Genomic DNA, 23,472 nt, shown 5'->3' with positions numbered 1-23,472 from the left:
AGCACATTTCATAATACCGTTGCCAAATGGGGATTATATCTTTGATAAATTCCCATAGACGTTTTGCACCCTTTACACCGGGTTGCGTTCGCGAGATGTTTACTACGTAAAATCAACAAGAGTGGGATGGAACACGCTTCCACATCGCACGCTGTGCTTAAGGTGGTCCTGCGATCATGCACGAGATTGAGCTCAAACTTTCCGTCGATGAAGCAACACTGGCGCAGCTGATCAAAGCCAAGCCACCCGAAGGCTTTGCTGTCAGCGAACAGTCGACTAAAAAGCTCCGTTCAGTCTATTACGACACACCAGACCATACGCTCAAAAAAGCACGTATTTCCCTAAGAACTCGCCACAATGGAACCAACTGGCTGCAAACCATCAAGCAAGGCGGCAGCATGCAGTCCGGGCTCTCCAAAAGGATTGAGCTTGAATTGCCCATTGGCGGGATTGAACCGGACTTTGATGCGATCACAGATGAGGAAGTTCGCCAGAAGCTCTTGTCTTTGCTAGAAGATAAGGACTGGGGCATCCTTTTTGAAACCGCTATTTCCCGCACGCTGACCTACTACACTGACAAAGCCGGAGCGAAGATCGAAGTCGCTTTTGACAGCGGCATTGCCAAAACGAAAACGGATGAGCATCCCATTCACGAAGTGGAACTGGAGCTCATGGAAGGTCCAGTCGAGAGCCTGTACAAACTGGCTGGCGCTCTTATGAAAGATCGACCAATTCTGTTTTCCAACAGCAACAAAGCAGGAATCGGCTACCGGCTGGCAAGTGGTCAACCACCTGAGCTCCCTTCAGAAGCACAGCATTCCAATTATATCGAGCTAGAACCAGAGGAAAGCGCAGGGTCCGCTCTCCAGAAAATCCTTGGCGAATGTCTCAATCAGATCGTCACCAACCGCTCCTGTGTTCTGCAGCAAGACATTTCCGAAGGTCCACACCAACTGCGCGTTGGCCTCCGCCGTTTAAGAAGCGCCTTCAACATCTACAAGGCGGCCTTACCAAACAACGAAATCATCGCTGATCTCGATGCCTCCGCAAAGCAACTGGCAACAACGGCAGGAAATCAAAGGGATATCGATGTGCTGGTGGAAGACATCATCACACCCGTCATTCCTTTGTTACCAGATACGCACTCGGTCGAACCGCTCTTCGAAGCCATCAAATTGGCTCATGTGGAAGCGCAGGTTGAACTGAGGCAAGACCTGATAAATCCGCAACTCAACGGCTTCCTGCTACAGCTGGGGGAACTCTCTCACAGCCCGGCATGGAAAGAAAATCTGGGCCTGACAGACACCAGAAAACTCGACCTGCCGATCCAAACCTTCGCACAAAACGCCCTCTCCAAACGCTGGCGGGCCTGCGAAAAGCGTGCAGAGAACCTGCAGGATCTTACGATTGAGCAACGCCATGATCTGCGAAAAGCGCTCAAAAAAATGCGTTACACTGTTGAGTTCTTCCGCTCACTCTACGAGCCAGAAGATTTACGCATTTTCCTTAAGTGCCTGAAGCGCCTGCAAAATACCTTCGGCTACCTGAATGATGTAGCCATGGCGGACCGTCTCGTCGCGATGAAGCTTCCGCAATCTTTACAAAACAACGAAGTCTCAACAGTCATCGGCTTCGTCGCTGGCTGGCATCAGGCCCGTGCTGACAACGCATGGCTGGAAGCACAGGAACGCTGGAACGCAGCTGTAGAAGCTCCAAAATATTGGCTATGATCTAAGCTCAATTATTTCTGACAGTCAGATGCATCCGGTCAGCAGCCACATAAGCCCGACCGATTTGTATAGGCACACCGCTCGCATTCACATTGGTGGATTCCATTACGAGCACTGGAGATCCCTCGGAGATCTTGAGCAGTTCCGCATTGTGCGCACTACAAAGAGCCGCAGTAATCCGCGTTTCTTTGCGTCGGTAATCGCCGAAACCATACTTCTCCATGATCTTGGTGATTGAGTTGGTCTCTCGCAAATCTGCAGGCAGGTTTGGGAAACGTGACACCTCAAACCAGCGCGTTCCTGCGATAATTGGCGTCCCATCGGCATAGCTCACAGACTCGCATTTAAATAGCGCCGTACCAAGGTCAACCTCCAGCAATTCAGCGGTGTAAGCATCTGCACCCACCTCTGTTGTGCGGAAGATATCCCCATAAACCTCTTGCGCCTGACCCGACAAATTCTCCGAAAAACGCGTGCGTGGACCGATGGGATAAACCAGCGGTGCCCGGGCAACAAAGGTGCCCCGCCCCTGATCTGAGCGCAGAAAACCTTCTTCAATCAGCGTTGAAATCGCGCGCCGAACGGTGTGGCGGTTCACCTCAAAACTTTGAGCAAGCTCTTGTTCTGTAGGAATTTTCTCGCCTTCAGAAACCTCAGCACGCGAAAGCTCTGTGCGCAGCACTTCTGCAATCTGCTTCCACATTGCAACGCCGGCACGCCGCTCAATTGGAGAAAAATCAAATTTCATCGGATTCGTCATGTCTTCGTCATGAAACAACACTACTCAGTTGGCGAGTAAAATATTTGTCTATACAACTAGACAACATTCATTCTAGCTTAGCAACCAAATTCAGACGCGCAGACCAACCTCCTGATCAAAGCGTCACCACACAATGCCAGAGAACCAGCGTGTTCCTGAAAGTCAAAGGGGCTGAAATGACGGCAAGTTCGCTCAAAGAGCATTCACCCGAAATTGCAGCTAGGCAGAATGCCATGGGTATTCTGGCCAAGGCCTCAGCACAAGATCTTGCTGAAGTCTGGAGCAACCTCGGTCTGGAACCGAGCTACACCGTTATCCGACCAGCAGAAATCGGATTGGTGATGGTTCGTGGCCGCGCAGGCGGCACCGGAGCTCCCTTCAACATGTGCGAAGCAACCGTCACCCGCTGTGTCATCGCCCTTGAAGACGGCACCACCGGGTTTGGTCAGGCGCTCGGCAGAGACAAGCAAAAAGTTCTGCAAGCCGCACTGGTCGATGCTCTCTGGCAACAGCCCAAACACCGTGAGCTGATTGAAGCAAAAGTTCTTCAGCCACTAGCAAATGCTCAGGAGCAAGCTGAAAACGAAACACGCGCTGAAGTCGCCGCCACCAAAGTAGACTTCTTCACCATGGTACGGGGAGAATGACATGAGCACGCAAACCGCAACTTCAATCTTTGCAAAAGCGCCCGCTCCCGGCTTTGCAGATCCAGTCCATAACGCCCAGTCTGTCTTCCGTTCCACCATGAACGCATTGGCACAGCCAGGCACAGTACAGCAACTGGATGATCTGACACTCACGCCTCCAGCACCCTTGTCCGTCGCAGCAACTGCACTGGTGCTGACGCTCTGCGATTACGATACGCCGCTATGGCTGGACCCAGCGCTTGCAGCAGATGAGAGCGTCAAAAACTACATCCGCTTCCACACAGCTGCTCCCTTTGTTGAAAGCCCTGCAGATGCAGCATTCGCATTGGTTTCAAACACTAAGCTCTTACCAGCCATCGCAAGCTTCTCCGCAGGAACCGCTGAGTATCCGGACCGCTCAACAACAATCATCCTGATGGTCGACGAACTGACCGAAGATACCGGCGTCACCCTCAAAGGCCCGGGCATCAAAACCGCGAAGCAGTTCAGTATCACGCCTACACCAGCAACCTTCTGGCAGCAGATGCAAGACAACAGCACGCTTTATCCGCTCGGCATCGACGTCATCTTCGCTGGAGCCAATCAGGTCGCAGGCCTGCCGCGCTCTACGAAAATCACCAGTTTGGAGGCTTAACCCATGTATGTTGCTGTAAAAGGTGGCGAAAAAGCTATCCGAAACGCCCACAAACTCATGGCGAGGGATCGCCGTGGTGATACCAGCATCCCATCCCTGAGCCTCAAGCAAATCTCCGAGCAGCTCTACCTCTCAGTCTCCCGCGTGATGGCAGAAGGCTCACTGTACGACGCAGAGCTGGCAGCGCTGGGCATTAAGCAATCCCGCGGCGACCTTATCGAAGCTGCCTTCCTGATGCGCGCCTACAGAACCACCCTGCCACGCTTCGGCTACTCCAAACCAATCGACACGGCAAAGATGCTGATCCGTCGCCGCATTTCTGCAACTTACAAGGATCTCCCAGGCGGACAGCTGCTTGGCCCGACCTTCGACTACACTCAGCGCCTGCTCGATTTCAAACTGGCCGCAGATGGTGAAGCACCAGCGCCAGAAACTCAGGAGTTCGAGAAGGAAGAGGTCGTTCCTCGCGTTACCGATCTTCTCAATGACGAAGGCCTGATTGAAGAAGACGAGCCACGCGCACCAGATGCACCGGTTGGCGACATCACCCGCGAACCACTCACCTTCCCGGCTGATCGTGATCTGCGCTTGCAGAACCTCGCCCGCGGAGACGAAGGCTTCTTGCTGGCTCTAGGCTACTCCACCCAGCGCGGTTTTGGCAGAACTCACCCATTCGCAGGCGAAATCCGCCTGGGAGAAGTCGAGGTTGACTTCTTCATGGAAGAACTCGGTTTCGAAGTACCGCTAGGCACCATGACAGTCACCGAATGTCAGATGATCAACCAGTTCAAAGGCTCAGCTTCCGCACCACCGCAGTTCACCCGTGGGTATGGTCTGGTGCCGGGTCAGGGCGAACGCAAAGTCATGGCCATGGCTCTGGTGGACCGCTCGCTACGCGCTGAGGAACTAGGCGAAGAGATCGACTCCCCAACACAGGATCAGGAGTTCGTCCTCTCCCACTCAGACAACGTTCAGGCCACCGGCTTCGTTGAGCACCTCAAGCTACCGCACTACGTGGACTTCCAGTCAGAGCTGGAGTTGATCCGCAAGGTTCGCAAGGAGTGGCAGGAAAAGCGCGAAGCAGCTGAACATGAACTCGTTGCGGAGGCAGCACAATGAACGAGCACGTTGAGACACAAGGCATCTCCGGCGAGCACTACAACTTCGCTTATCTGGATGAGCAAACCAAACGCATGATCCGCCGCGCAATCCTCAAAGGCATTGCTATCCCCGGCTATCAAGTCCCCTTCGCCGCCCGCGAAATGCCAATGCCATACGGCTGGGGCACCGGCGGTGTGCAGGTCACTGCGGCAGTCATCGGCAAAGACGATTGCCTGAAGATGATCGATCAGGGCTCCGACGACACCACAAACGCTGTCGCCCTGCGCAACTTTTTCGTTGAGACCACAGGCGTGGAGACGACCACCAAGACCAAAGACGCCAGCATCATCCAGACGCGTCACCGCATTCCGGAAGACACGCTGACCAAGGATCAGGTGCTGGTCTATCAGGTTCCAATCCCGGAGCCTCTCCGCTTCCTCGAGCCTCGCGAAACTGAAACCCGTAAGATGCATGCACTGGAAGAATACGGCCTCATGCATGTGAAGCTCTACGAAGACATCGCCAAGTTCGGCCACATCGCAACCGCCTACGCCTATCCGGTCATGGTGCAGGATCGCTATGTGATGGACCCATCCCCGACACCAAAGTTCGACAACCCGAAGATGGACCAGATGGAAGCCCTCCAGTTGTTTGGAGCTGGCCGCGAAAAGCGCATCTACGCCATTCCCCCCCCACACCAAGGTGGTGAGCCTCGACTTTGAAGATCATCCCTTTGAAGTCACCAAGTTCGAACAACCCTGCGCCATTTGTGGAGCAGAAGGCGTCTATTTGGATGAGGTCATTCTGGATGATGACGGCAACCGCATGTTCGTGTGCTCTGACAGTGATTTCTGCGAGGACCGCCGCGAAGCAGGCCATGTTGGTCACCTGGGAACCAACCCGCTGGAAGCAGAAGGAAACGACTAATGTCTCTGCCTATTCAAAGCACTGAAGACCTTCCACTGCTACAGGTCAGCAACACAACAAAGCTCTATGGCGGTCGCATTGGCTGTAAAGATGTCAGCTTCGACCTCTATCCGGGTGAGGTGCTTGCCATCGTGGGTGAGAGTGGCTCGGGCAAAACAACGCTGCTCAACTGCCTCGCAACGCGCCTCACCCCAACCTCTGGCTCGGTCAACTACCGCAACCGCATGGGCCAGATGCGCAATCTCTATGAGATGAGCGAAGCAGAACGCCGTATGCTCATGCGCACTGACTGGGGTTTCGTCCACCAACACCCGGCAGATGGCCTGCGCATGACAGTCTCAGCAGGGGCAAACGTCGGTGAACGCCTTATGGCAGTCGGCGCGCGCCACTACGGCAACATCCGTGACACCGCAACAGACTGGCTTGGCCGCGTTGAGATCGCAGAAGACCGCATTGACGATGACCCACGCGCCTTCTCCGGCGGCATGCGTCAGCGTCTTCAGATCGCACGTAACCTTGTGACTGGCCCGCGCCTTGTGTTCATGGATGAACCAACAGGCGGTCTCGATGTTTCCGTACAGGCCCGCTTGCTGGATCTTCTGCGCGGTCTTGTGGCAGACCTCGGTCTCTCCGTGATCATCGTAACCCACGATCTGGCAGTAGCCCGTCTGCTCTCACACCGTATTCTGGTGATGCGCCACGGCCACGTGATCGAAAGCGGCCTGACAGATCAGGTGCTGGACGACCCGCAAGAGAGCTACACCCAGCTCCTCGTCTCCTCCATTCTGCAGCCTTAAGGACAAGACGATGTCAAACACACCCAAAACGAAAGTACTCGTTTCAGACCTTGCCAAGTCCTTCAAAATGCATCTGCAAGGCGGCTTGGAAATCCCGGTTGTCTCCGGCGTCAACTTCTCAGTGTCTGCTGGAGAATGCGTTGTGCTGGGCGGACCATCCGGATCAGGCAAAAGCTCGATCCTCAAGATGATCTACGCCAACTATCGCTGCCAGAAGGGCCAGATCCTGATCACGGACGGCGATGAGATCGTAAACGTGGCAGATGCAACTCCGCGCCGCATCATCCGTCTGCGCGAAACCACAATCGGATATGTCTCCCAGTTCCTACGAGCTATCCCGCGTGTTCCAGCCCTCACACTGGTTGCGGAACCTTTGATGGCACAAGGCGTTGCAGAAGACGAAGCATTTGAACGAGCGGGCAAACTGCTCTCCCGCCTCAACGTACCGGAACGCCTGTGGCAGCTGCCTCCGGCCACATTCTCCGGCGGTGAGCAACAACGCGTCAACATCGCCCGCGGGTTCATCGCGCACTACCCGATCCTGCTTCTCGACGAACCAACAGCTTCCCTTGATGCAGCCAACAGAGCTGTGGTGGTGGAACTGGTGGAAGAGAAGAAACAACAAGGTGTGGCAATGGTAGGCATCCTGCACGACCACGACGTGCGCGATGCTATTGCGGACCGGATCATCGACGTCACCTCGTTCGCCTCAGCTGCTTAACGCATGCCTGCAACAGGTATGCAGAAAAGGGAAACCCGCTCCATGGTAAAGCCCCCCAAGATTGCGGAGACGGTCATCGAGTCAACCGTCACCCAAAGAGAGGCTCAGGTTGGCAAGCAATGCGAAGTGCTGGGCCCAACCGATCTGGAATATTGTGAGATCGGCGACTACTCCTACATTGGCCCGAACTCGACGGTTGCGGACACCACAATCGGCAAGTTCACGGCCATTGCATCCAATGTTCGTCTTGGTCCTCCCAATCACCCCATGGAGCGGGTTTCCCAACATCGCTTCACCTACACACCAGAGTACTACCGGGAAGACAAAGAGCGGGACCACACGTTCTTTGTTGACAGGAGAGCTGCACGCGTCACCATCGGCAATGATGTCTGGATCGGGCACGGCGTAACAGTACTGCCCGGAGTAACCGTCGGGGACGGAGCAATCCTCGCAGCTGGTGCTGTGGTGGCAAAGGATGTTGAGCCCTACACAATCGTAGGCGGTGTCCCTGCCAAAACAATCAGAAGGCGGTTCTCTCAAGAAGCAGCAGACCGCCTCATCAAACTCAAATGGTGGAACTGGCACGAAGACGATATCTTCGAGCGTCTCCCGCTGTTTCAATCAATGACTGTGGAAAGGTTTCTGGATCACTTCGAACCGGCCTGACGTGTCATAGGACTGACACTGTTTGCCCGGTAACTCGAAGCCCAAGGATATTCTGGATATGCGTTACTCAATCTATTTCACTCACCCGCAGTCAGCCAAACTTACCGAACTGGGCAGTCAATGGCTCGGGCGTTCAGCCTTCTCAAATGACAGTCTTGAGCAACCTCAGCTCGATGCGCTGAATAAAGAACGCCTGCATTCAATCACTGAGGACGCACGTCGCTACGGGTTTCATGCCACCATGAAGCCACCCTTTCATCTGGCAACTGGAAGGTCCTCGGAGGATGTAAAAACAACATTTTCCGCTTTTGCCAGCCAAACACCGGCCTTCACCATTGAAGGATTGGCACCCAACTTTCTGGGCCCGTTTCTGGCGCTGACACCAACCCAGCCGTCAGAGCAACTCAACGGGTTGGCAGCACAATGCATCAAAGAGTTCGATCACCTACGCGCACCATTAAGCGACAAGGACATCGAACGCCGCCGTAAGGCCAACCTGACACCACAGCAGGATGCCTATATGCTGGAATGGGGCTACCCCTATATTTTCGAGCATTTCCATTTTCACATGACCCTGTCAAAACGGCTTGAAGACGAGACGGAGCGCAAAGCTCTCAAAGCTGCCGCAGAAGACCACTTCAAGCCTGTCATTCATCAGCCAATCTCCATTTCGCACCTCGCCCTCTGTGTTGAACCAGAGGCCGGAGCGCCATTTCAAGTCATTGAAATCAGACCATTGGAAGGACAATCAGCATGAGCGATGTATTAGTCGGCGAAGCGCCACACCAGACATCAACAATGGTCGAGCCACACACACCAATGACCTTCACCAACGCAAAGCTGATCCTGCCAGATCAGGTGGTGGAAGGCACGTTGGCGGTCGACAAAGGCAAAATCAGCGATTTAAGCAGCGGCAACGTTTCCCATGCGTTGGATTGTGAAGGCGATTACCTCATACCCGGCCTTGTTGAGCTGCATACTGACCACCTCGAAAACCACTACAAACCACGCCCAGGCGTCACCTGGAATGCGGTGTCAGCAGTACAAGCCCACGACGCCCAGATTGCTTGTTCTGGCATCACAACCGTGTTCGATGCTCTGCGCGTTGGCATGGAAGATGATGCAGACCTGACCGCAAAAGACATGCGCACCATGGCAGATGCCATCGAGATAGGTCAGCAGGAAGGCCGCCTGCGCGCAGACCACTACATCCACCTGCGCTGCGAAGTCTCTGCAGACAACTGCGTGGAAGGTTTCGACCTGTTCAACGACGACCCACGCGTGCGTCTCGCTTCCCTGATGGATCACACACCGGGACAACGCCAGTTCACCTCACTGGAACAGTTCGAGCTCTACTACAAAACCAAAAAAGGCTTCTCAGAGGAGCGGCTGCAAGAGTTTATGCAGCAAATGAAAGCACGTGCCGAACGCAACTCCGACAAGAACCGCAGCGCCATCGCGGAACGGGCCAAAGCAGCAGGCATAATGCTGGCAAGCCATGACGATGCCACCCTCGCCCACGTAGAAGAAGCAATTCAGTTCGGCATCAACGTGGCTGAATTCCCAACAACGCTGGAAGCAGCAAAAGCTTCTCACGAAGCTGGTATGGCCGTGCTCATGGGCGCACCTAACGTCGTGCGTGGCAAATCCCACTCCGGCAATATCTCCGCTCGCGAGCTTGCTGAAGCTGGTTATCTGGATGTTCTGTCTTCAGACTACGTCCCAGTCTCCCTCCTGCAGGCCTCTTTCCTGCTTGCCCAGCAAATCGAAAGCATCTCCCTGCCAGACGCTCTCCAGAAAGTCACCAAGATCCCGGCAGAAGCCGTTGGTCTTGCTGATCGCGGAGCGCTGGAAGTTGGCCGTCGTGCTGATCTGGTTCAGGTACGCATGGTCGGTGATGTGCCAATCGTGCGCGGTGTCTGGCGCGAAGGCTATCGCGTCGCTTAACGCGGGCACTCAGGAGATGGATCTGTCGTGACAGTTCTGGACAAAACCAGCAAGCAAGCAGACAAACTTGGTCCCGGCGCACTGGTGATGGTCGTCGGCCCAAGTGGCGCAGGCAAAGACACACTCATCTACGGCTATAGAGATCGATGTGAAGGCGACGCAAACATCATGTTTGCCCGCCGCCTCATCACTCGTCCAGCGGATGCAGGCTCAGAGCCCCATGAAGCCGTCTGCAATGAGGAGATGTCTCAGCTCATTGATCAGGGCCGCGTCGCCTTATCGTGGCCCGCCCATGGATTAACCTACGCCCTGCCAGAATGCGTCGATGACCACATCACCAAAGGCGGCATAGCCATCGCAAACGGTTCCCGCAAAGCGCTGGCGGAAGCTGTCGAGAAGTATGAGAAACTGCTGGTTGTGCACATCACGGCACCGATCCACGTGCTGGCCCAGCGCTTATCAATGAGAGGCCGCGAAACCGCAGAAGACATTGAGCAACGCTTAAGACGTGCAGACTTGTCCCTGCCCGAGCTGCCGCATCTGGTGGAAATTCAAAACACCAACGATCCTCAGGTCGGCATCGACCGGCTGGAACAAGCAATCACAGCATTTATGCGCTGAGCTTTTTGGAGGCTTCCAGACCAAGCAGGTGAGCGGTGATCATACCAAACAACGCTGGCGCAAACTCATACTTGAGCGGTGCAAACTCCGGCTCTTCGTAGAGTGTAACCAGCGCAGGCGGAGGATTGGTCACAGGCCACAGCCCGGCAACAAACACATGAATGCTGAAGAACACGGCCATTGCTTCCTCAGCATTCAGCCATGGCAGACCTTTCTGCAAAACAGACGTTGCCCGACTGGCTTCTGCCAGCAAAGCCCGCTTGAAGTTGCGGATGCAATCAATGGAGATGTTCTTTTCCATTGTCGGCGCAATTTCACTCATCAGCTCACACAGACGCTGACGGGATGCAAACATCTCAGAAAGAAGCTGCGCCATATCGGCAGGCGCCATCTCACCAGAAACCTTCGTTTCCATATCTTCGATCAGCTCCACGAAATCGCGCAGCAGCAATTCTACCAGAATGGCTTCCCGCGTTTCGAAGTACCGATAGATGTTGGACTTCACAATGCCCGCACGGCTGGCAATCGCCTGCAGGGTCAGTCCATCTACACCGTCCTGCTCAAGAACACAGGTCGCGGCACGAATAAGATCATTATGGCGCTGCGCCTTTGCTTCGGCGGATCTGGCGCGCTGAAAACTCTGGTTGGTCATAAAGTGGTGATATGTCCCCTTCCAATGCATGTCAATTAATCTTGGCAATGTGCATTGACAAACTTCCGTTAGATCATAAGTTAAGAGAACGAAAGTCTCCTAACTTTAAATTTACGGGATCGCCAAACAAATGTACCCGAAAATTCCTCTGACCGTGAATGGTCAAAAACAAGAGATTGAAGCCGATCCGGAAATGCCACTCCTGTGGGCGCTTCGGGACATCATGGACATCAAAGGTCCCAAGTTCGGATGCGGTGTCGCCGCCTGTGGGGCTTGCACAGTTCTCATTGACGGAGAAGCTGTTCGTTCCTGTTCCCAGCCAGTGGGCGAAGTGGAAGGTGAAATCACCACCATCGAAGGCATCTCTCAAGGAGATGAGCTCCACGCCGTTCAGCAGGCCTGGATGAAACACTCCGTCCCACAATGCGGCTACTGTCAGTCCGGCCAGATCATGGCTGCGGTTGCTCTGCTGGAAGAGAACCCAGACCCATCTGATGAAGACATCAGCGATGCCATGACCAACCTGTGTCGCTGTGGCACCTATCCAAAAATCAAAGTCGCGATCAAAGACGCAGCTCAAACGCTGGGAGCTTGAAGATGAGCCGATTGGGAAAATACACCCGCCGTGCCTTTCTCGGCCTTGGCGTTGCAGCCGCAGGTGGCCTCGCCGTGGGCTACTACTTCTATCAGAAGCCCTATGCCAACCCGTTGGACGCAAAGAAGGCCGAAGGTGAGACACCGTTCAACCCTTATGTGATGGTAGATGCAGACAACACCATCACCATCATTGCCCCTCGTGCAGAGATGGGTCAGGGCGTCCACACAACCCTCGCAGCTTTAGTCGCAGAAGAGCTGGAAGTTCCACTGGAACAGGTTGTTGTAGAACACGGACCATCCAGCCCGGCCTATTACAACTCCTCCATGCTGGAAGAGTCTGCACCATTCCCGTTCTACGATGAAAGCGTGCTGGCAGAGATGGCCCGCGGCTCCATGAAGATCGTCGCCAAGTTCCTCGGCCTGAACATGACCGGCGGCTCCTCTTCCATGACCGACGCCTTCGTAAAGATGCGCGAAGCCGGATACGCTGCAAAGTACGTATTGGTCAAAGCCGCAGCTGAGCACTTTGGCACCTCTGAAGAGAACCTGACACTTGCTGACGGAGCCATCACAGACAACGCTTCTGGCAAGTCCGTCACTTATGGCAAACTGGCTCGCAAAGCAGCAGCTATCTCGCCACCGAGTGAGATGAAGCTGAAGAAAGCCAAAGACTGGAAGATCCTCGGCAAATCGCAGAAACGTGTCGAGCTGAAGGAAAAAGTCACTGGTGGCCAAATCTTCGGCATCGACGTCCAGCTGCCGGATATGCTCTATGGCACCGTCAAAATGGCCCCACGCAAAGGCGTCAGCATCAAGAGCTACGATAAAACTGAAGCCCTCGCCATTCCCGGCGTGAAAGACGTGGTCGAGATCAAAACCATCGCAGGCGAAGGTCTCGGCGTTATTGCGACCAACACATGGGCGGCTTTCAAAGGCGCAGAGGCACTCGAAGTCGAGTGGGACGATCCGCTTTCTCTTCAGAACACCGATCAAATGTGGTCCGCCCTTGAAAACGCGCTGACACAGGAAGCCACCTTTGAACTCGGCGGCACAGGATCTGACGCAGAAGTCTTCACCTCCATTCCGGAAAGTGAAGCCGTATCAGTTCAATACCGTGTCCCATTCCTCGCCCACGCCACCATGGAGCCAATGAACGCAACCGCTCAGCACGACGGAGGCACAATCCGCGTCTGGACCGGTACGCAGGCTCCCGGTCTGATCCAGTCTGTGGTCTCCAGTCACTTCGATATGGACAGCGCAGATATCGACGTCACCACAACGCGCCTCGGCGGTGGTTTTGGACGCCGTCTGGAAGTCGACTTCACTCTCTATGCCGCAGTGATCGCAGAAGCAACAGCACCGCACCCAGTCAAAGTCACGTGGACACGAGAAGAAGACACGCAGCATGACACCTACCGCCCAATGGCGATTGGTGAATTCAAAGGTCAGGTCACACCAGATGGCACCTTGAAGACCATGGACATGCACGTGGCCTCCCCATCCATCATCCAAAGCGTGATGCCAAGGATCTTCCCGGGCATCAGCCCAGCTGGCCCCGACAACACCGTGCTTGATGGCGCATTCAATCAGCCTCTGGATGTCGAAAACATCCGGTGTCAGGCCCATGTGGCTGACCTTCAGGTTCCACTCGGTTTCTGGCGTTCAGTCGGCAATTCCATCAACGGCTTCTTCCATGAAAGCTTCATGGACGAGGCAGCCCACAAGGCAGGCAAAGATCCACTTGAGTTCCGCCTAGCCCATCTGACCAGTGACGAGTTCCTGCCAGCCCGAGAAGTGCTGAAACGCGTTGCAGAGATGTCAGGCTGGGGCACTCCGCTGCCAGCAGGCAAAGGACGTGGCATTGCCCATGTTCTTTCATTCGGTACATGGACAGCACAAGTGGTTCAGGTCGACGTCACAGACAATACCGTCACCATCGAGGAAGTTTGGGCAGCTGCAGATCCGGGCATCGTTCTTGATCCCGGCATGTTCAAAGACCAAATCATGTCCGGCATCAACTTCGGCCTCAGTCAGGCGCTGGGTCAGGAAATCACATGGGCAGACGGACAGGTGGAGCAAGCCAACTTCGACACCTATGACGCCATGCGCATGTATCAAGCACCGAAGATCACCATCGAGCTGCTGGAGAACTCTCCACGTATGGGGGGAGCAGGTGAACCGGGAACACCACCTTCGACACCAGCTCTGGCAAATGCGATTTTTGCAGCAACCGGCAAACGCATCAGGCAAATGCCACTCAGCAACGAGATCGACTTCATCTAACAACAGAAAAGCCCGGAGCATTCACCGCTCCGGGCTTTTTTAATTCTGATTGAACCTTAATCAGTCAGATAGGAAACCAGCAGGCATACCAAACGCTTCCTCTAATGAAGTCAGCGTTGCATCCGTATCCGCCGTTCCTTCAGCAACCGCTTCCACGTTCACATTGCCCGGCCCACGAGGCACCACATCACGTCGCTTCAGATCGCGCTTTGGAGCAGCGATAACGCGTGACTTCTTCGGTGCCTCTGCGACAGCAGCTGGTGTTGATACGGGTGCTTCACCCGGCTTCGCGACAGGCATGAGGATTTTGGAAGTGTCAGTGTTGGCAACAGCCCCTTCAGCAAGCGGAGGCAAATCCCCATCACCAATAGAAGCCGTATTCACAGCGCCTTCGTTAGAAGTAGGCTCTGCAAGCACAGTCGGCTCAGGAGCGGCCTCAGCACTTTCAGAAGATGCTGTCAGCGCATCCTTAGCAGCAGCTGCCCGCAAACGCTGAGCTTCTTCAACCGTCTTGGCTGTCTCCAGATCTTGTGCCAGCTTCTCAGAAAGTTTCTGGGTCTGTTTCACATCCCCGAAGGATGCGCTTGCGTATTCCTGAATATCGACAGTCTCAAAGCTCGGCAGGTTGATAGAGCCGCGGATCTTCAATGGCGCCATATCAGCAGTCTGAGTGTTTGCAGTCCCCTCACCATCCAACTTGGATTGATCCAGCATGCTTGGCTGCAAATACCAGAGAACCTCGCCATCCTTGATGTTGATCGCACCACGCCCTTCCACCAGAGCTGTCTTGCTCTGCAAGGTCAAAGCCTGAAACTCTGCAGTGCCTTGTTCAAAGATAACATCAGCACCCCAGCTGGAGAACTCGGTCTGGTCCGCTTCAGCAAACGGCCAGCCGGTAATGCCTTTGTTGCCAACAGAGGCAACCAAGCGATCAACATCCAGCTCATGCAGCATGCCATTTCCAAGTTGGAAACTCAGCGCACCACCCATATTGCCCCAAAGATCAGTCGGCGTCTTGCCAGAGGTGTTCACATCCATCTCAGCATAGAGATTGCCATCCACACGCGGCATATCTCCGAGAGAAGCAAGGAACGGAGCAGCGTTGATGCCTTTCAGCGAGAATTCAGCTGAAATGCCCGGCTTCACAGTCGCACCATTCAGCAGAAGTTTGCCAGCACCTTCACCTTTGTAAAGGCCAACCCGCTTCACATCCAAAGCCAACCGACCTTCAGAAAGCGCGGCTCTCAGCTCAGCATTCTGCCCACGCAAAGCGCCCAGCTTCAGGTCTTGAATGGTAAGCCCAAGGTCCAGATCAAAGCTGCGCAAAACAGAGAAGTCATAATCCCCTTCTCCCTTTGCGTTCTTGGCATCATGACGAGAGAACATCTTGTCGAAGGAGGCATGAGCCACTTCCAGTTGGCCGCTCAACTTTGGAACTTCGCCAGTGTCCAACCGGCCATTGCCTTGAAGGCTGGTGTCATCCAGCTGGAACTGAGCATTCTGGAACGCTACACCATTTGCATCCGCATCAAACTGGCCAGAGAGCACAAGCTTCTGTCCTCGCAGATACCGTGGCAACGGGCGCCCATACCAACGCGCAAAATTGTTAAAGTCATCAGTCTGGAATGCAAAGATACCGCCAAATCCATCACGCAGAGAGTATGGACCAGTCAGGCTGCCTGAAAACATCTCGCTGGAAAATGCCAGATCAACATTCGCATCAGACCGCAGTCCACCCTGCAAAACAATCGGCTCACCATTCCAACGCGCAGTGCCTTTCAACTCAAGCGGCTTGGACAGACCAGAAAACACAAAGGTCAGATCCATATCGTCCAGAGCTTCATCGCGCCCATCAACAGCCAGCAACTTTGGCAGTTGAATGTCTGAGACACGCCCCTTGCGCAGGATAGCACCGCCATCAACTTCCAGTGCAGCAACCAGCTCATCATAAGACTGGCCAACGCCATAGAAGGAGGCATCCACATTGGCAAAACCGGACGCAGGAACATCGAGCCCAGCCAAACGCAGCAGTTGCTCAAAATTCAAAGACTGTCCGCCAACCTGCCCTTTCAGCTCATAGCCGTCTTCCAGATAGTTCAGCGCAACATCGCCGCCAAAACCAACAGAGCCAGCAGTGATCGAAAGATCCTTTGTGCGAACGCCGCGCTGACGGAACTGAAGCTCAGTCATAAGCGCAGCACTCCCGACAGCTTCGGGAAGCTTCGCCTCATGTTGGGCAGCAACAGCAGCAAGATCCGGCAGTTCAACAGAAACCTGAAGCGTACCGACAGGCCTTGCACCAAACGCAAGCTGACCATTAAAGCCAATCTTCTCCTGCGCTGGCCCGACAAGATGCGCCTCAACAGAGGTCGCCCGCGCTTCACTCAGCGCAGTAACAGAGCCAACACGACCACCAACAGCATACTGTTCATCACCCTGAACAAACGCACCTTCAGCCGTCAGTGCATCACCGCCGCTCTCAAAGTTCAGTGTCAGGTCAATATCAGAGAACACCAGCGGAGCCGCCTGATCAGGCTCACTGTAGGAAACGACACCACGCTGAATGCCAACAGTATCCAGATCCAGTTGCTGCATGAAGGAAGCCACGCGGCCCGCAATGTTTGCAGCAACCAAAGAGGCTTCCCCTTCCTTGGCGTTTGCCAGTTGCGGCTGCCACGAAGCGCCGCCCTTCTGATCAAACTCCAAAGTCCAGGTCGGTTCAACAAGCTCAATATTGCGGATGATGTTGCCGCCGGTCAGCAAACGCAGAGAGTTCAGCTCAAAACGGGCTTTCTCAACCCGCGCGAACTCAATCCCGTCAGCTCGTGCAACACCAGCAACACCAACATTCTCAATCTCGATGGCCAGCGTCGGCAGCAGATCCACACTCGTCCGCCCATCAAGACGCAGCTTCCACCCGGTCGCTGTCTCAAACGTTTCTGCAATTTGGGCTTTCAGCTGTTTTTGTGGAACGAGCAGCGGTGCAAGCACCAGACCACAAACCACAAGAGCGGCAAGAGCTCCAAAGATAAGAAGAGAGCGTTTCATTTAGTCTCAGTATCCTAGTGGACGATTTCGTGAGGCCCGGAAAAGGACTCTCATGTAAGCAGCTTGTACTCAACAAATACAGGGCAAAAAGCCCGTAGAAAACGTCTAAATTATGATTAGTTAAAGCCTTTCAAGGGCCAGAACAAAAGAACTACGTATTCTGAACCAGAGAGTCCTATCATATTTGCTCCCAATTGTCGCAGTATCACGTGGCTTCAAATTGGCGTATTTCGGTCCTTTTCTTTGGCATTTGTAATTGTTTTTGCGTATCAATAGTATTTCATTCGGACCTGAATCATCTTTAAGCACCTCAGAAAAGCACTATTTAAAAGTGCAAGAAAACCAATAGTTGCACGGAGCACATGAATGCTGGACGCCCTGAAAAAATTCTTCAAAGACCTGTCAAACGAGCAGGAGGAAGCTGGACGCTTTTCTGAAGATGATGAACGGCTGGCGGTCGCTGCACTCATGTTCCACATCATCGCCGTTGATGGCGAGATTGAGCAGCAGGAACTGGACCAGTTGAAACGCGTCTTGCAGCAACAATATGAGTTGAACGAGGAAGACACGAAAGAGCTCATGGAGCTCGCCAAAGTGCGCGACGAAGAAGCGGTCGATCTTTACGGCTTCACCTCCGTTCTCAAGCGCAAGCTGGAACCGGAACAACGCCTGAAAGTGATCGAGGCTCTCTGGGAGATGGTCTTCGCCGATGGGTCCGTCCATGAATTTGAAGACAACACAATTTGGCGCGTTGCAGAGCTCCTTGGCGTCTCCTCCAGAGACCGCATGCAGCTTAAGCAGAAAGTAGCTCAGCGACAGAGTGGTAGTAGCCCCTCCTCTACCTGAAGGTTTTAGTTTGAAATGTTAGAGCGGAATAAACAGCACCCGGTCAAAGTTCTGGTCGTACTGCATCAGGAAACATCCAATCCCGGCCGTGTCGGGCAGCAGTTGATCAAACGTGGATTTGAGCTGGACATCCGCCGCCCACGGTTTGGCGATCCTATGCCCGAAACTCTGGCAGATCATGCAGGCTCCATCATCTTCGGCGGCCCCATGAGCGCCAATGACGGCGATGACTTCGTGAAACAGGAAATTGATTGGATCAGCGTTCCGCTTAAGGAAAACAAGCCATTCCTCGGCATCTGTCTCGGAGCGCAAATGCTCTCCAAAAACCTTGGTGGCAAAGTCACCGGTCATGACGATGGCTTGGTTGAGATTGGCTACTATCCGCTGGAAGCGACTGAGTCTGGCGCCGACCTCATGGAATGGCCTAAACAGGTCTACCAATGGCACCGAGAAGGCTTCTCTCTTCCTACAGGCGCAGAACTGTTAGCCTCCAGCCCGACCTACGAAAATCAGGCCATTCGCGTTGGTGAGAATGCATTCGGCATTCAGTTTCATCCGGAACTGACCTACGCCATGATGAACCGCTGGACCACACGCGCTGCTCACCGTCTGGTACTTCCGGGAGCGAAAAAACGCGGCGAACATTTCCGCGAGCGCTTCGTGTATGACCCAGCGGTTCTGCACTGGTTGGAAGCCTTCATGGATAACTGGATCGGGTACGCATCCGAACCAGCCAGCAGTTGGTCATCCCACACAGGCAAATAACAAAAAGGCCCGGTCATTGCCGGGCCTTTTTCATTGGTTTGGACGCAGCTTACTCAGCAGCAACAGCCTCAGCTGCAGAAACTTTCTCACCCGGCTGCAACACTGGAGAACCAACTGGCAGAACATCGCGACCACAAACATCTTTGTAGATGATGTGCGCCATCACGTACCATGCACAGAAAGAGCACAGGATCAGCACGTAACCAGCAATCACGTTAAAGAATGCAGGACCAAAGTGCCCTAGAACCAGCAGAATGAAGCCAAGCAGCAGGCTACCGAAGATGGATGCTTCTGCAGTGTGAACATGCAGCGCGCCGTAGAACATGATGCCGGTGTAGATGGTGAATGGCAGCAGGAAGAAGCCGATATCAGTGTGGGATGAGGTGTAGAAGCCCAGCTTGTTGCCAACAAGAATACCAGCAAACGCCAGCCAGAATGCACCGTAGATGGTGAAAGCACTGTAGCCGAAGTTGTTGCCGGTTTTACCTGTCTGGAAACCTGCAACCAACTGCGCAAGGCCACCAACAAAAACGCCCAGCCAAAGAACCGGACCCATGTTGTCCAGCAGGCCAATGTTCACCATCTGTAGAACAAAGGTCGTCATACCAAATCCAGCAAGGCCGATAACTGCTGGGTTTCCTGTTTTAGTTTGCACGGTTGCACCCTCAATAAAAAACCCAACTCTGACCCATTAGGAAGACGGCTCCTGCAGAACAGAAATTGGGAAACTCACTCTCGAATTAGTTGGAGCGCTGAATACAGAAGGGCCGAAACAGGGACAACCGCACTACTACGGAACGTAGCAATACCTAACGTAAATCGCAGCTTCAAAAATCAATTAACCAACTGATATAATTAGGTAATTAAGACATTAAAACAAAAAAAACCAGCAATGCATAGTGCTCATGCACCAAACGCATTGCTGGTTAATCTCAATCAATCAGTGCTGTTCAGGCACTATCCCTTAAAGGTAACAATCAGGTCCTTCGCATCAAGCTGATCGCCAGGTGCTACACAAACTTCACTGATCTCACCGTCACGTTCCGCATGAACAGATGTTTCCATCTTCATCGCTTCAATGGAGACCAGCAGATCACCTGCTTTCACGGTCTGCCCCGCCTTCACCGCCAGCGTTGAGATAACGCCCGGCACAGGTGAACCAATCTGAAGCTCATTGTCATCATCTGCCTTACGGCGTGCAGGTGTGTTGGCTGCGCTATGGGTACGGTCGATGATACGAATATTACGTGGCTGACCGTTCAGCTCAAAGAACACGCGCTTTTCGCCGTGCTCATCAGTCTCACCGATCGCAAGACAGGAGATAACCATGGTCTTGCCCGGCTCCAGCTCAGCCATGATCTCATCACCAACATCCAGACCATAGAAGTAGGTTGGAGTTGGCAGAACACTGGTTGGACCGTACTTGTCCTGCGCCTTGGTGAATTCCGAATACACCTTCGGGTACATGAGCATGGAAGAGAGTTCCTGCTCAGAACCTTTGCGGCCCAGAATGCCGGAGAGCTCTTCACGCTTGGCATCCATGTCCTCAGCTTCCAGCAGAGAGCCCGGACGAACTGTGATCGGCTCCTGACCTTTCAGAACCTTCTTCTGCAGGTCAGCAGGCCAACCTCCCGGAGGAATACCGAGATCGCCATGCATCATGTTCACGACAGATTCTGGGAAGGAAACTTCCTTGTTCGGATCAATCACATCTTCAGGTGTGATGCCCTGAGACACCATCATCACCGCCATGTCACCAACAACTTTGGAGCTTGGCGTAACCTTCACAATGTCACCGAACATCATGTTCACGTCAGCATAAGCCTTCGCAACTTCGTGCCAGCGCATTTCAAGACCAAGCGAACGAGCCTGCTCTTTCAGGTTGGTGAACTGACCGCCAGGCATCTCGTGAAGGTAAACTTCAGAAGCACCAAAGCGCAGATCACTCTCGAATGCACGATACTGAGTACGAACAGCTTCCCAGTAGAAGGAAATCTGCTGAATACGGTCAGTATCCAGACCGCTGTCGCGAGAAGTACCCTTCAGCGCTTCAACAACAGAGCCCATGCATGGCTGAGAAGTCAGGCCTGACAGGGAATCCATCGCCAAATCAACAATGTCCGCACCGCTTTCGACAGCAGCCAGAACAGTTGAGGCTGCAATACCGGAAGTGTCATGCGTGTGGAAGTGGATCGGAATTTCGATCTCATCTTTCAGCGCTTTGATCAGTACCTTAGCGGCCTGAGGCTTCAGCACACCGCCCATATCCTTAATACCAAGAATATGCGCACCAGCTGCTTCAAGCTCTTTCGCCAGATTGACGTAGTACTTCAGATCATACTTCGGACGCGCACTGTTCAGAATGTCGCCAGTGTAACAAAGCGCTGCCTCACACAGCTTGCCCTGCTCCTGCACCGCATCCAGAGACACGCGCATGTTCTCAACCCAGTTGAGACAGTCAAACACGCGGAACACATCCACGCCAGCTTCAGCAGCTTGGCGAACAAAGTGCTGCACCACATTGTCCGGATAGTTCGCATAACCCACGCCGTTGGAACCGCGCAGCAACATCTGCATCAGCAGGTTTGGCGCTTTCTCACGAACAAGGCGCAGACGCTCCCACGGATCTTCAGTCAGGAAGCGCATGGACACATCAAAGGTCGCCCCGCCCCAGCATTCCAAAGAGAACAGCTCAGGCAGACCCTGCGCATAGCTATCAGCAACCTGCACCAGATCGTAAGTACGCATGCGTGTGGCAAGCAAGGATTGGTGCGCATCACGCATGGTGGTGTCAGTCACCAACACTTGCGGCTGCGCTTTTACCCACTTGGCAAAGTCTTTAGGACCAAGCTCTTCCAGCTTCTGACGCGTGCCATCCATAACTGGCAGTTTGAACTTCGGCGCAACAGGTGACGGTGCATCTGCTGGTGGTGTCGGACGGCCCTTGGTTTCCGGGTGCCCGTTCACAGTCACATCAGCGATATAGTTCAACAGCTTCGTTGCGCGGTCAGCTGTTTTGATGTTCTCAAACAGCTCAGGCGTATTATCAATGAAGCGCGTCGTATAAGAGTTATCCTTGAATGACGGATGACCAATGATCCGCTCAAGGAAGATCAGGTTTGTCGCAACACCACGAATACGGAATTCGCGCAGAGCACGATCCATACGCGCGCAAACTTCTTCAGGTGTCGGCGCCCATGCAGTGACTTTTTCAAGCAGCGGATCGTAGAAGCGGGTGATCACAGCACCTGCATACGCGGTGCCACCATCCAAGCGAACACCAAAGCCGGTCGCACCACGATAAGCGCTGATACGTCCGTAATCCGGAATAAAGTTATGCTCTGGATCTTCGGTAGTGATACGACACTGAAGGGCATGACCATTCAGCTCAATGCCAGCCTGCTCAGGAACACCGGTGACGTTCTCATCACCAATGCGACCACCTTCTGCAATACGGATCTGCGCACGAACGATGTCGATGCCGGTCACTTCTTCAGTAACCGTGTGTTCCACCTGAATACGCGGGTTCACTTCAATGAAGTAAACCTTGCCGGTATCAGCATCCATCAGGAACTCAACAGTACCGGCACCACAGTAACCAACTTCACGGCCGATCTTCAGGCCATACTCGCAAAGCTCACGGCGCTTCTCTTCATCAAGATAAGGAGCCGGAGCGCGCTCAACCACTTTCTGGTGGCGGCGCTGAATGGAACAATCACGTTCAAACAGATGCACAAGGTTGCCATGCTGATCGCCAAGGATCTGCACTTCAACGTGGCGCGCACGCTCAACCAGCTTTTCGAGGTAAACTTCGTCCTTGCCGAAGGCAGCACGTGCTTCACGCTTAGCTTCAACAACTTCGCGTTCCAGCGTTTCCTCATCTTTGATCACGCGCATACCGCGACCGCCACCGCCCCAGGATGCTTTGAGCATCACCGGATAACCGATCTCCAGCGCAAGGCGCTTAATTTCTTCCATGTCATCTGGAAGCGGATCAGTCGCAGGCATCACCGGTACGCCAGCTTTAATCGCCAGCTCGCGTGCAGAAACTTTGTTACCCAAGCGGCGCATGGTTTCAGGAGAAGGGCCAATAAAGATAATGCCGTTCTCTGCACAAGCCTCGGCAAACTCCGGGCTTTCAGAAAGGAAACCATAACCAGGGTGAATTGCATCAACGCGCTGTTCTTTTGCAACGCGGATAATCTCGTTGATAGACAAGTAAGCCTCAATCGGGCCCAGGCCTTTACCTACCTGATAAGCTTCATCTGCCTTAAAGCGATGTAAAGCCAACTTGTCTTCTTCAGCAAATACAGCAACCGTTTGGAGACCAAGTTCGTTTGCAGCTCGAAAAACTCGAATTGCAATTTCTGAGCGGTTAGCAACCAATATTCGTTGAATAGCCAAAGTAGGTCCCCCAGTCTCTATGTATTTTGGGGCTTTATAGTCGAGCAAATCCCTCTATGGAAAGATTAATTTATAGTCACTTGAGCCATTACTATATTTAACGGGTCATAAAACATTAAGAAAACGGGGAAATTCTAAGGAGTTTATCGTACAATTGAGAAAAACTAAACACGTAAAAATATATACACAAATACCCTAAATTTTGACTTCACTAATATATCTCATGCAAATTTTTCTACTTTTACGACTAAAGGAGGCAAATTATACTCATCCGCACAAGTGCAAACAGCAGGCTTCGCATAGCGAACCCTGCCGAGTGCATGTGT

General features: G+C 53.5%; 19 protein-coding genes and 1 pseudogene. 15 read left to right on the top strand and 5 right to left on the bottom strand.

The window, feature by feature from the left end:
- The first annotated feature begins 176 nt into the window (after positions 1-176).
- Complete coding sequence (locus PJE062_RS19450) at positions 177-1,730, top strand: CYTH and CHAD domain-containing protein (RefSeq protein ID WP_008551486.1); 1,554 nt, start codon at positions 177-179, stop codon at positions 1,728-1,730.
- A gap of 7 nt (positions 1,731-1,737) precedes the next feature.
- Here PJE062_RS19450 and phnF read toward each other — a convergent pair whose 3' ends face one another.
- Positions 1,738-2,478, bottom strand: a complete 741-nt coding sequence (gene phnF, locus PJE062_RS19445; RefSeq protein WP_208982396.1) for a phosphonate metabolism transcriptional regulator PhnF — start codon at positions 2,476-2,478, stop codon at positions 1,738-1,740.
- A gap of 188 nt (positions 2,479-2,666) precedes the next feature.
- On the opposite strand from phnF, the gene phnG reads away from it, so the two are divergent.
- The 10 genes and pseudogenes from phnG to phnN all read left to right on the top strand — a co-directional run bounded on the left by phnG (position 2,667) and on the right by phnN (position 10,551).
- Positions 2,667-3,137, top strand: a complete 471-nt coding sequence (gene phnG, locus PJE062_RS19440; RefSeq protein ID WP_037037800.1) for a phosphonate C-P lyase system protein PhnG — start codon at positions 2,667-2,669, stop codon at positions 3,135-3,137.
- A gap of 1 nt (position 3,138) precedes the next feature.
- Positions 3,139-3,771 carry a phosphonate C-P lyase system protein PhnH gene (gene phnH / locus PJE062_RS19435; RefSeq protein WP_008551537.1) on the top strand — a complete coding sequence of 211 codons (633 nt, stop codon included), beginning with the start codon at positions 3,139-3,141 and terminating at the stop codon, positions 3,769-3,771.
- Between the two features lie 3 nt (positions 3,772-3,774).
- Positions 3,775-4,890 carry a carbon-phosphorus lyase complex subunit PhnI gene (locus PJE062_RS19430; protein WP_008551694.1) on the top strand — a complete coding sequence of 372 codons (1,116 nt, stop codon included), beginning with the start codon at positions 3,775-3,777 and terminating at the stop codon, positions 4,888-4,890.
- A pseudogene (locus PJE062_RS19425) lies at positions 4,887-5,799 on the top strand (alpha-D-ribose 1-methylphosphonate 5-phosphate C-P-lyase PhnJ). Before PJE062_RS19430 ends, PJE062_RS19425 begins: the two are co-directional and overlap by 4 nt.
- Positions 5,799-6,596: a phosphonate C-P lyase system protein PhnK gene (gene phnK, locus PJE062_RS19420; RefSeq protein WP_008551522.1), complete on the top strand. Its 798-nt coding sequence runs from the start codon at positions 5,799-5,801 to the stop codon at positions 6,594-6,596. Before PJE062_RS19425 ends, phnK begins: the two are co-directional and overlap by 1 nt.
- Before the next feature lie 10 nt (positions 6,597-6,606).
- On the top strand, positions 6,607-7,317 hold the full coding sequence (phnL, locus tag PJE062_RS19415; protein WP_008551332.1) for a phosphonate C-P lyase system protein PhnL: 711 nt from the start codon (positions 6,607-6,609) through the stop codon (positions 7,315-7,317).
- 3 nt (positions 7,318-7,320) lie between these two features.
- A complete protein-coding gene (locus PJE062_RS19410) occupies positions 7,321-7,983 on the top strand; it encodes a DapH/DapD/GlmU-related protein (RefSeq protein ID WP_008551358.1) in 663 nt (220 codons plus the stop codon).
- A 58-nt stretch (positions 7,984-8,041) separates the two neighbouring features.
- Positions 8,042-8,740, top strand: coding sequence for a DUF1045 domain-containing protein (locus tag PJE062_RS19405; protein WP_008551385.1), 699 nt, complete (start codon positions 8,042-8,044; stop codon positions 8,738-8,740).
- Between the two features lie 41 nt (positions 8,741-8,781).
- The gene (locus PJE062_RS19400; RefSeq protein WP_037037798.1) at positions 8,782-9,930 is read left to right on the top strand and encodes an alpha-D-ribose 1-methylphosphonate 5-triphosphate diphosphatase; all 1,149 of its coding nucleotides are present in this window, start codon (positions 8,782-8,784) and stop codon (positions 9,928-9,930) included.
- A gap of 27 nt (positions 9,931-9,957) precedes the next feature.
- Positions 9,958-10,551 (top strand): phosphonate metabolism protein/1,5-bisphosphokinase (PRPP-forming) PhnN, encoded by a 594-nt coding sequence (gene phnN / locus PJE062_RS19395; protein WP_008551390.1) that lies wholly within the window; start codon positions 9,958-9,960, stop codon positions 10,549-10,551.
- Here the strand turns inward: phnN and PJE062_RS19390 are convergent.
- Complete coding sequence (locus PJE062_RS19390) at positions 10,541-11,203, bottom strand: TetR/AcrR family transcriptional regulator (RefSeq protein WP_008551353.1); 663 nt, start codon at positions 11,201-11,203, stop codon at positions 10,541-10,543. The genes phnN and PJE062_RS19390 overlap by 11 nt on opposite strands.
- Positions 11,204-11,333: 130 nt before the next feature.
- Here PJE062_RS19390 and PJE062_RS19385 point away from each other — a divergent pair, with 130 nt between their 5' ends.
- Both PJE062_RS19385 and PJE062_RS19380 read left to right on the top strand, forming a co-directional pair.
- Positions 11,334-11,798, top strand: coding sequence for a (2Fe-2S)-binding protein (locus PJE062_RS19385; protein WP_008551343.1), 465 nt, complete (start codon positions 11,334-11,336; stop codon positions 11,796-11,798).
- A 2-nt stretch (positions 11,799-11,800) separates the two neighbouring features.
- A complete protein-coding gene (locus PJE062_RS19380; RefSeq protein WP_008551324.1) occupies positions 11,801-14,083 on the top strand; it encodes a molybdopterin cofactor-binding domain-containing protein in 2,283 nt (760 codons plus the stop codon).
- 60 nt (positions 14,084-14,143) lie between these two features.
- Here the strand turns inward: PJE062_RS19380 and PJE062_RS19375 are convergent, their stop codons facing one another.
- A complete protein-coding gene (locus tag PJE062_RS19375; RefSeq protein ID WP_008551699.1) occupies positions 14,144-17,131 on the bottom strand; it encodes an AsmA family protein in 2,988 nt (995 codons plus the stop codon).
- A 366-nt stretch (positions 17,132-17,497) separates the two neighbouring features.
- On the opposite strand from PJE062_RS19375, the gene PJE062_RS19370 reads away from it, so the two are divergent.
- Positions 17,498-17,977, top strand: coding sequence for a TerB family tellurite resistance protein (locus PJE062_RS19370; RefSeq protein WP_008551624.1), 480 nt, complete (start codon positions 17,498-17,500; stop codon positions 17,975-17,977).
- Between the two features lie 15 nt (positions 17,978-17,992).
- On the top strand, positions 17,993-18,742 hold the full coding sequence (locus tag PJE062_RS19365; RefSeq protein WP_008551472.1) for a glutamine amidotransferase: 750 nt from the start codon (positions 17,993-17,995) through the stop codon (positions 18,740-18,742).
- A 49-nt stretch (positions 18,743-18,791) separates the two neighbouring features.
- On the opposite strand, the gene PJE062_RS19360 is transcribed toward PJE062_RS19365, so the two are convergent.
- Together PJE062_RS19360 and pyc are read right to left on the bottom strand one after the other, a co-directional pair.
- A complete protein-coding gene (locus PJE062_RS19360; RefSeq protein WP_008551679.1) occupies positions 18,792-19,397 on the bottom strand; it encodes an acetate uptake transporter family protein in 606 nt (201 codons plus the stop codon).
- 302 nt (positions 19,398-19,699) lie between these two features.
- Complete coding sequence (pyc, locus tag PJE062_RS19355; protein WP_008551356.1) at positions 19,700-23,146, bottom strand: pyruvate carboxylase; 3,447 nt, start codon at positions 23,144-23,146, stop codon at positions 19,700-19,702.
- Positions 23,147-23,472: the final 326 nt, after the last annotated feature.

The sequence above is a fragment of the Pseudovibrio sp. JE062 genome (assembly GCF_000156235.1).
Lineage (GTDB): Bacteria > Pseudomonadota > Alphaproteobacteria > Rhizobiales > Stappiaceae > Pseudovibrio.
Note: the sequence above shows the minus strand (reverse complement) of the source record. Positions and strands in the feature narration are given on the sequence as shown.

Excerpts from the sequence above, each read along its gene's own strand:
- PJE062_RS19450 (WP_008551486.1), top strand. The coding sequence starts at position 177 with ATGCACGAGATTGAGCTCAAACTTTCCGTCGATGAAGCAACACTGGCG.
- phnF (WP_208982396.1), bottom strand. The coding sequence starts at position 2,478 with ATGAAATTTGATTTTTCTCCAATTGAGCGGCGTGCCGGCGTTGCAATG.
- phnG (WP_037037800.1), top strand. The coding sequence starts at position 2,667 with ATGACGGCAAGTTCGCTCAAAGAGCATTCACCCGAAATTGCAGCTAGG.
- phnH (WP_008551537.1), top strand. The coding sequence starts at position 3,139 with ATGAGCACGCAAACCGCAACTTCAATCTTTGCAAAAGCGCCCGCTCCC.
- PJE062_RS19430 (WP_008551694.1), top strand. The coding sequence starts at position 3,775 with ATGTATGTTGCTGTAAAAGGTGGCGAAAAAGCTATCCGAAACGCCCAC.
- phnK (WP_008551522.1), top strand. The coding sequence starts at position 5,799 with ATGTCTCTGCCTATTCAAAGCACTGAAGACCTTCCACTGCTACAGGTC.
- phnL (WP_008551332.1), top strand. The coding sequence starts at position 6,607 with ATGTCAAACACACCCAAAACGAAAGTACTCGTTTCAGACCTTGCCAAG.
- PJE062_RS19410 (WP_008551358.1), top strand. The coding sequence starts at position 7,321 with ATGCCTGCAACAGGTATGCAGAAAAGGGAAACCCGCTCCATGGTAAAG.
- PJE062_RS19405 (WP_008551385.1), top strand. The coding sequence starts at position 8,042 with ATGCGTTACTCAATCTATTTCACTCACCCGCAGTCAGCCAAACTTACC.
- PJE062_RS19400 (WP_037037798.1), top strand. The coding sequence starts at position 8,782 with ATGGTCGAGCCACACACACCAATGACCTTCACCAACGCAAAGCTGATC.
- PJE062_RS19390 (WP_008551353.1), bottom strand. The coding sequence starts at position 11,203 with ATGACCAACCAGAGTTTTCAGCGCGCCAGATCCGCCGAAGCAAAGGCG.
- PJE062_RS19385 (WP_008551343.1), top strand. The coding sequence starts at position 11,334 with ATGTACCCGAAAATTCCTCTGACCGTGAATGGTCAAAAACAAGAGATT.
- PJE062_RS19380 (WP_008551324.1), top strand. The coding sequence starts at position 11,801 with ATGAGCCGATTGGGAAAATACACCCGCCGTGCCTTTCTCGGCCTTGGC.
- PJE062_RS19375 (WP_008551699.1), bottom strand. The coding sequence starts at position 17,131 with ATGAAACGCTCTCTTCTTATCTTTGGAGCTCTTGCCGCTCTTGTGGTT.
- PJE062_RS19370 (WP_008551624.1), top strand. The coding sequence starts at position 17,498 with ATGCTGGACGCCCTGAAAAAATTCTTCAAAGACCTGTCAAACGAGCAG.
- PJE062_RS19365 (WP_008551472.1), top strand. The coding sequence starts at position 17,993 with ATGTTAGAGCGGAATAAACAGCACCCGGTCAAAGTTCTGGTCGTACTG.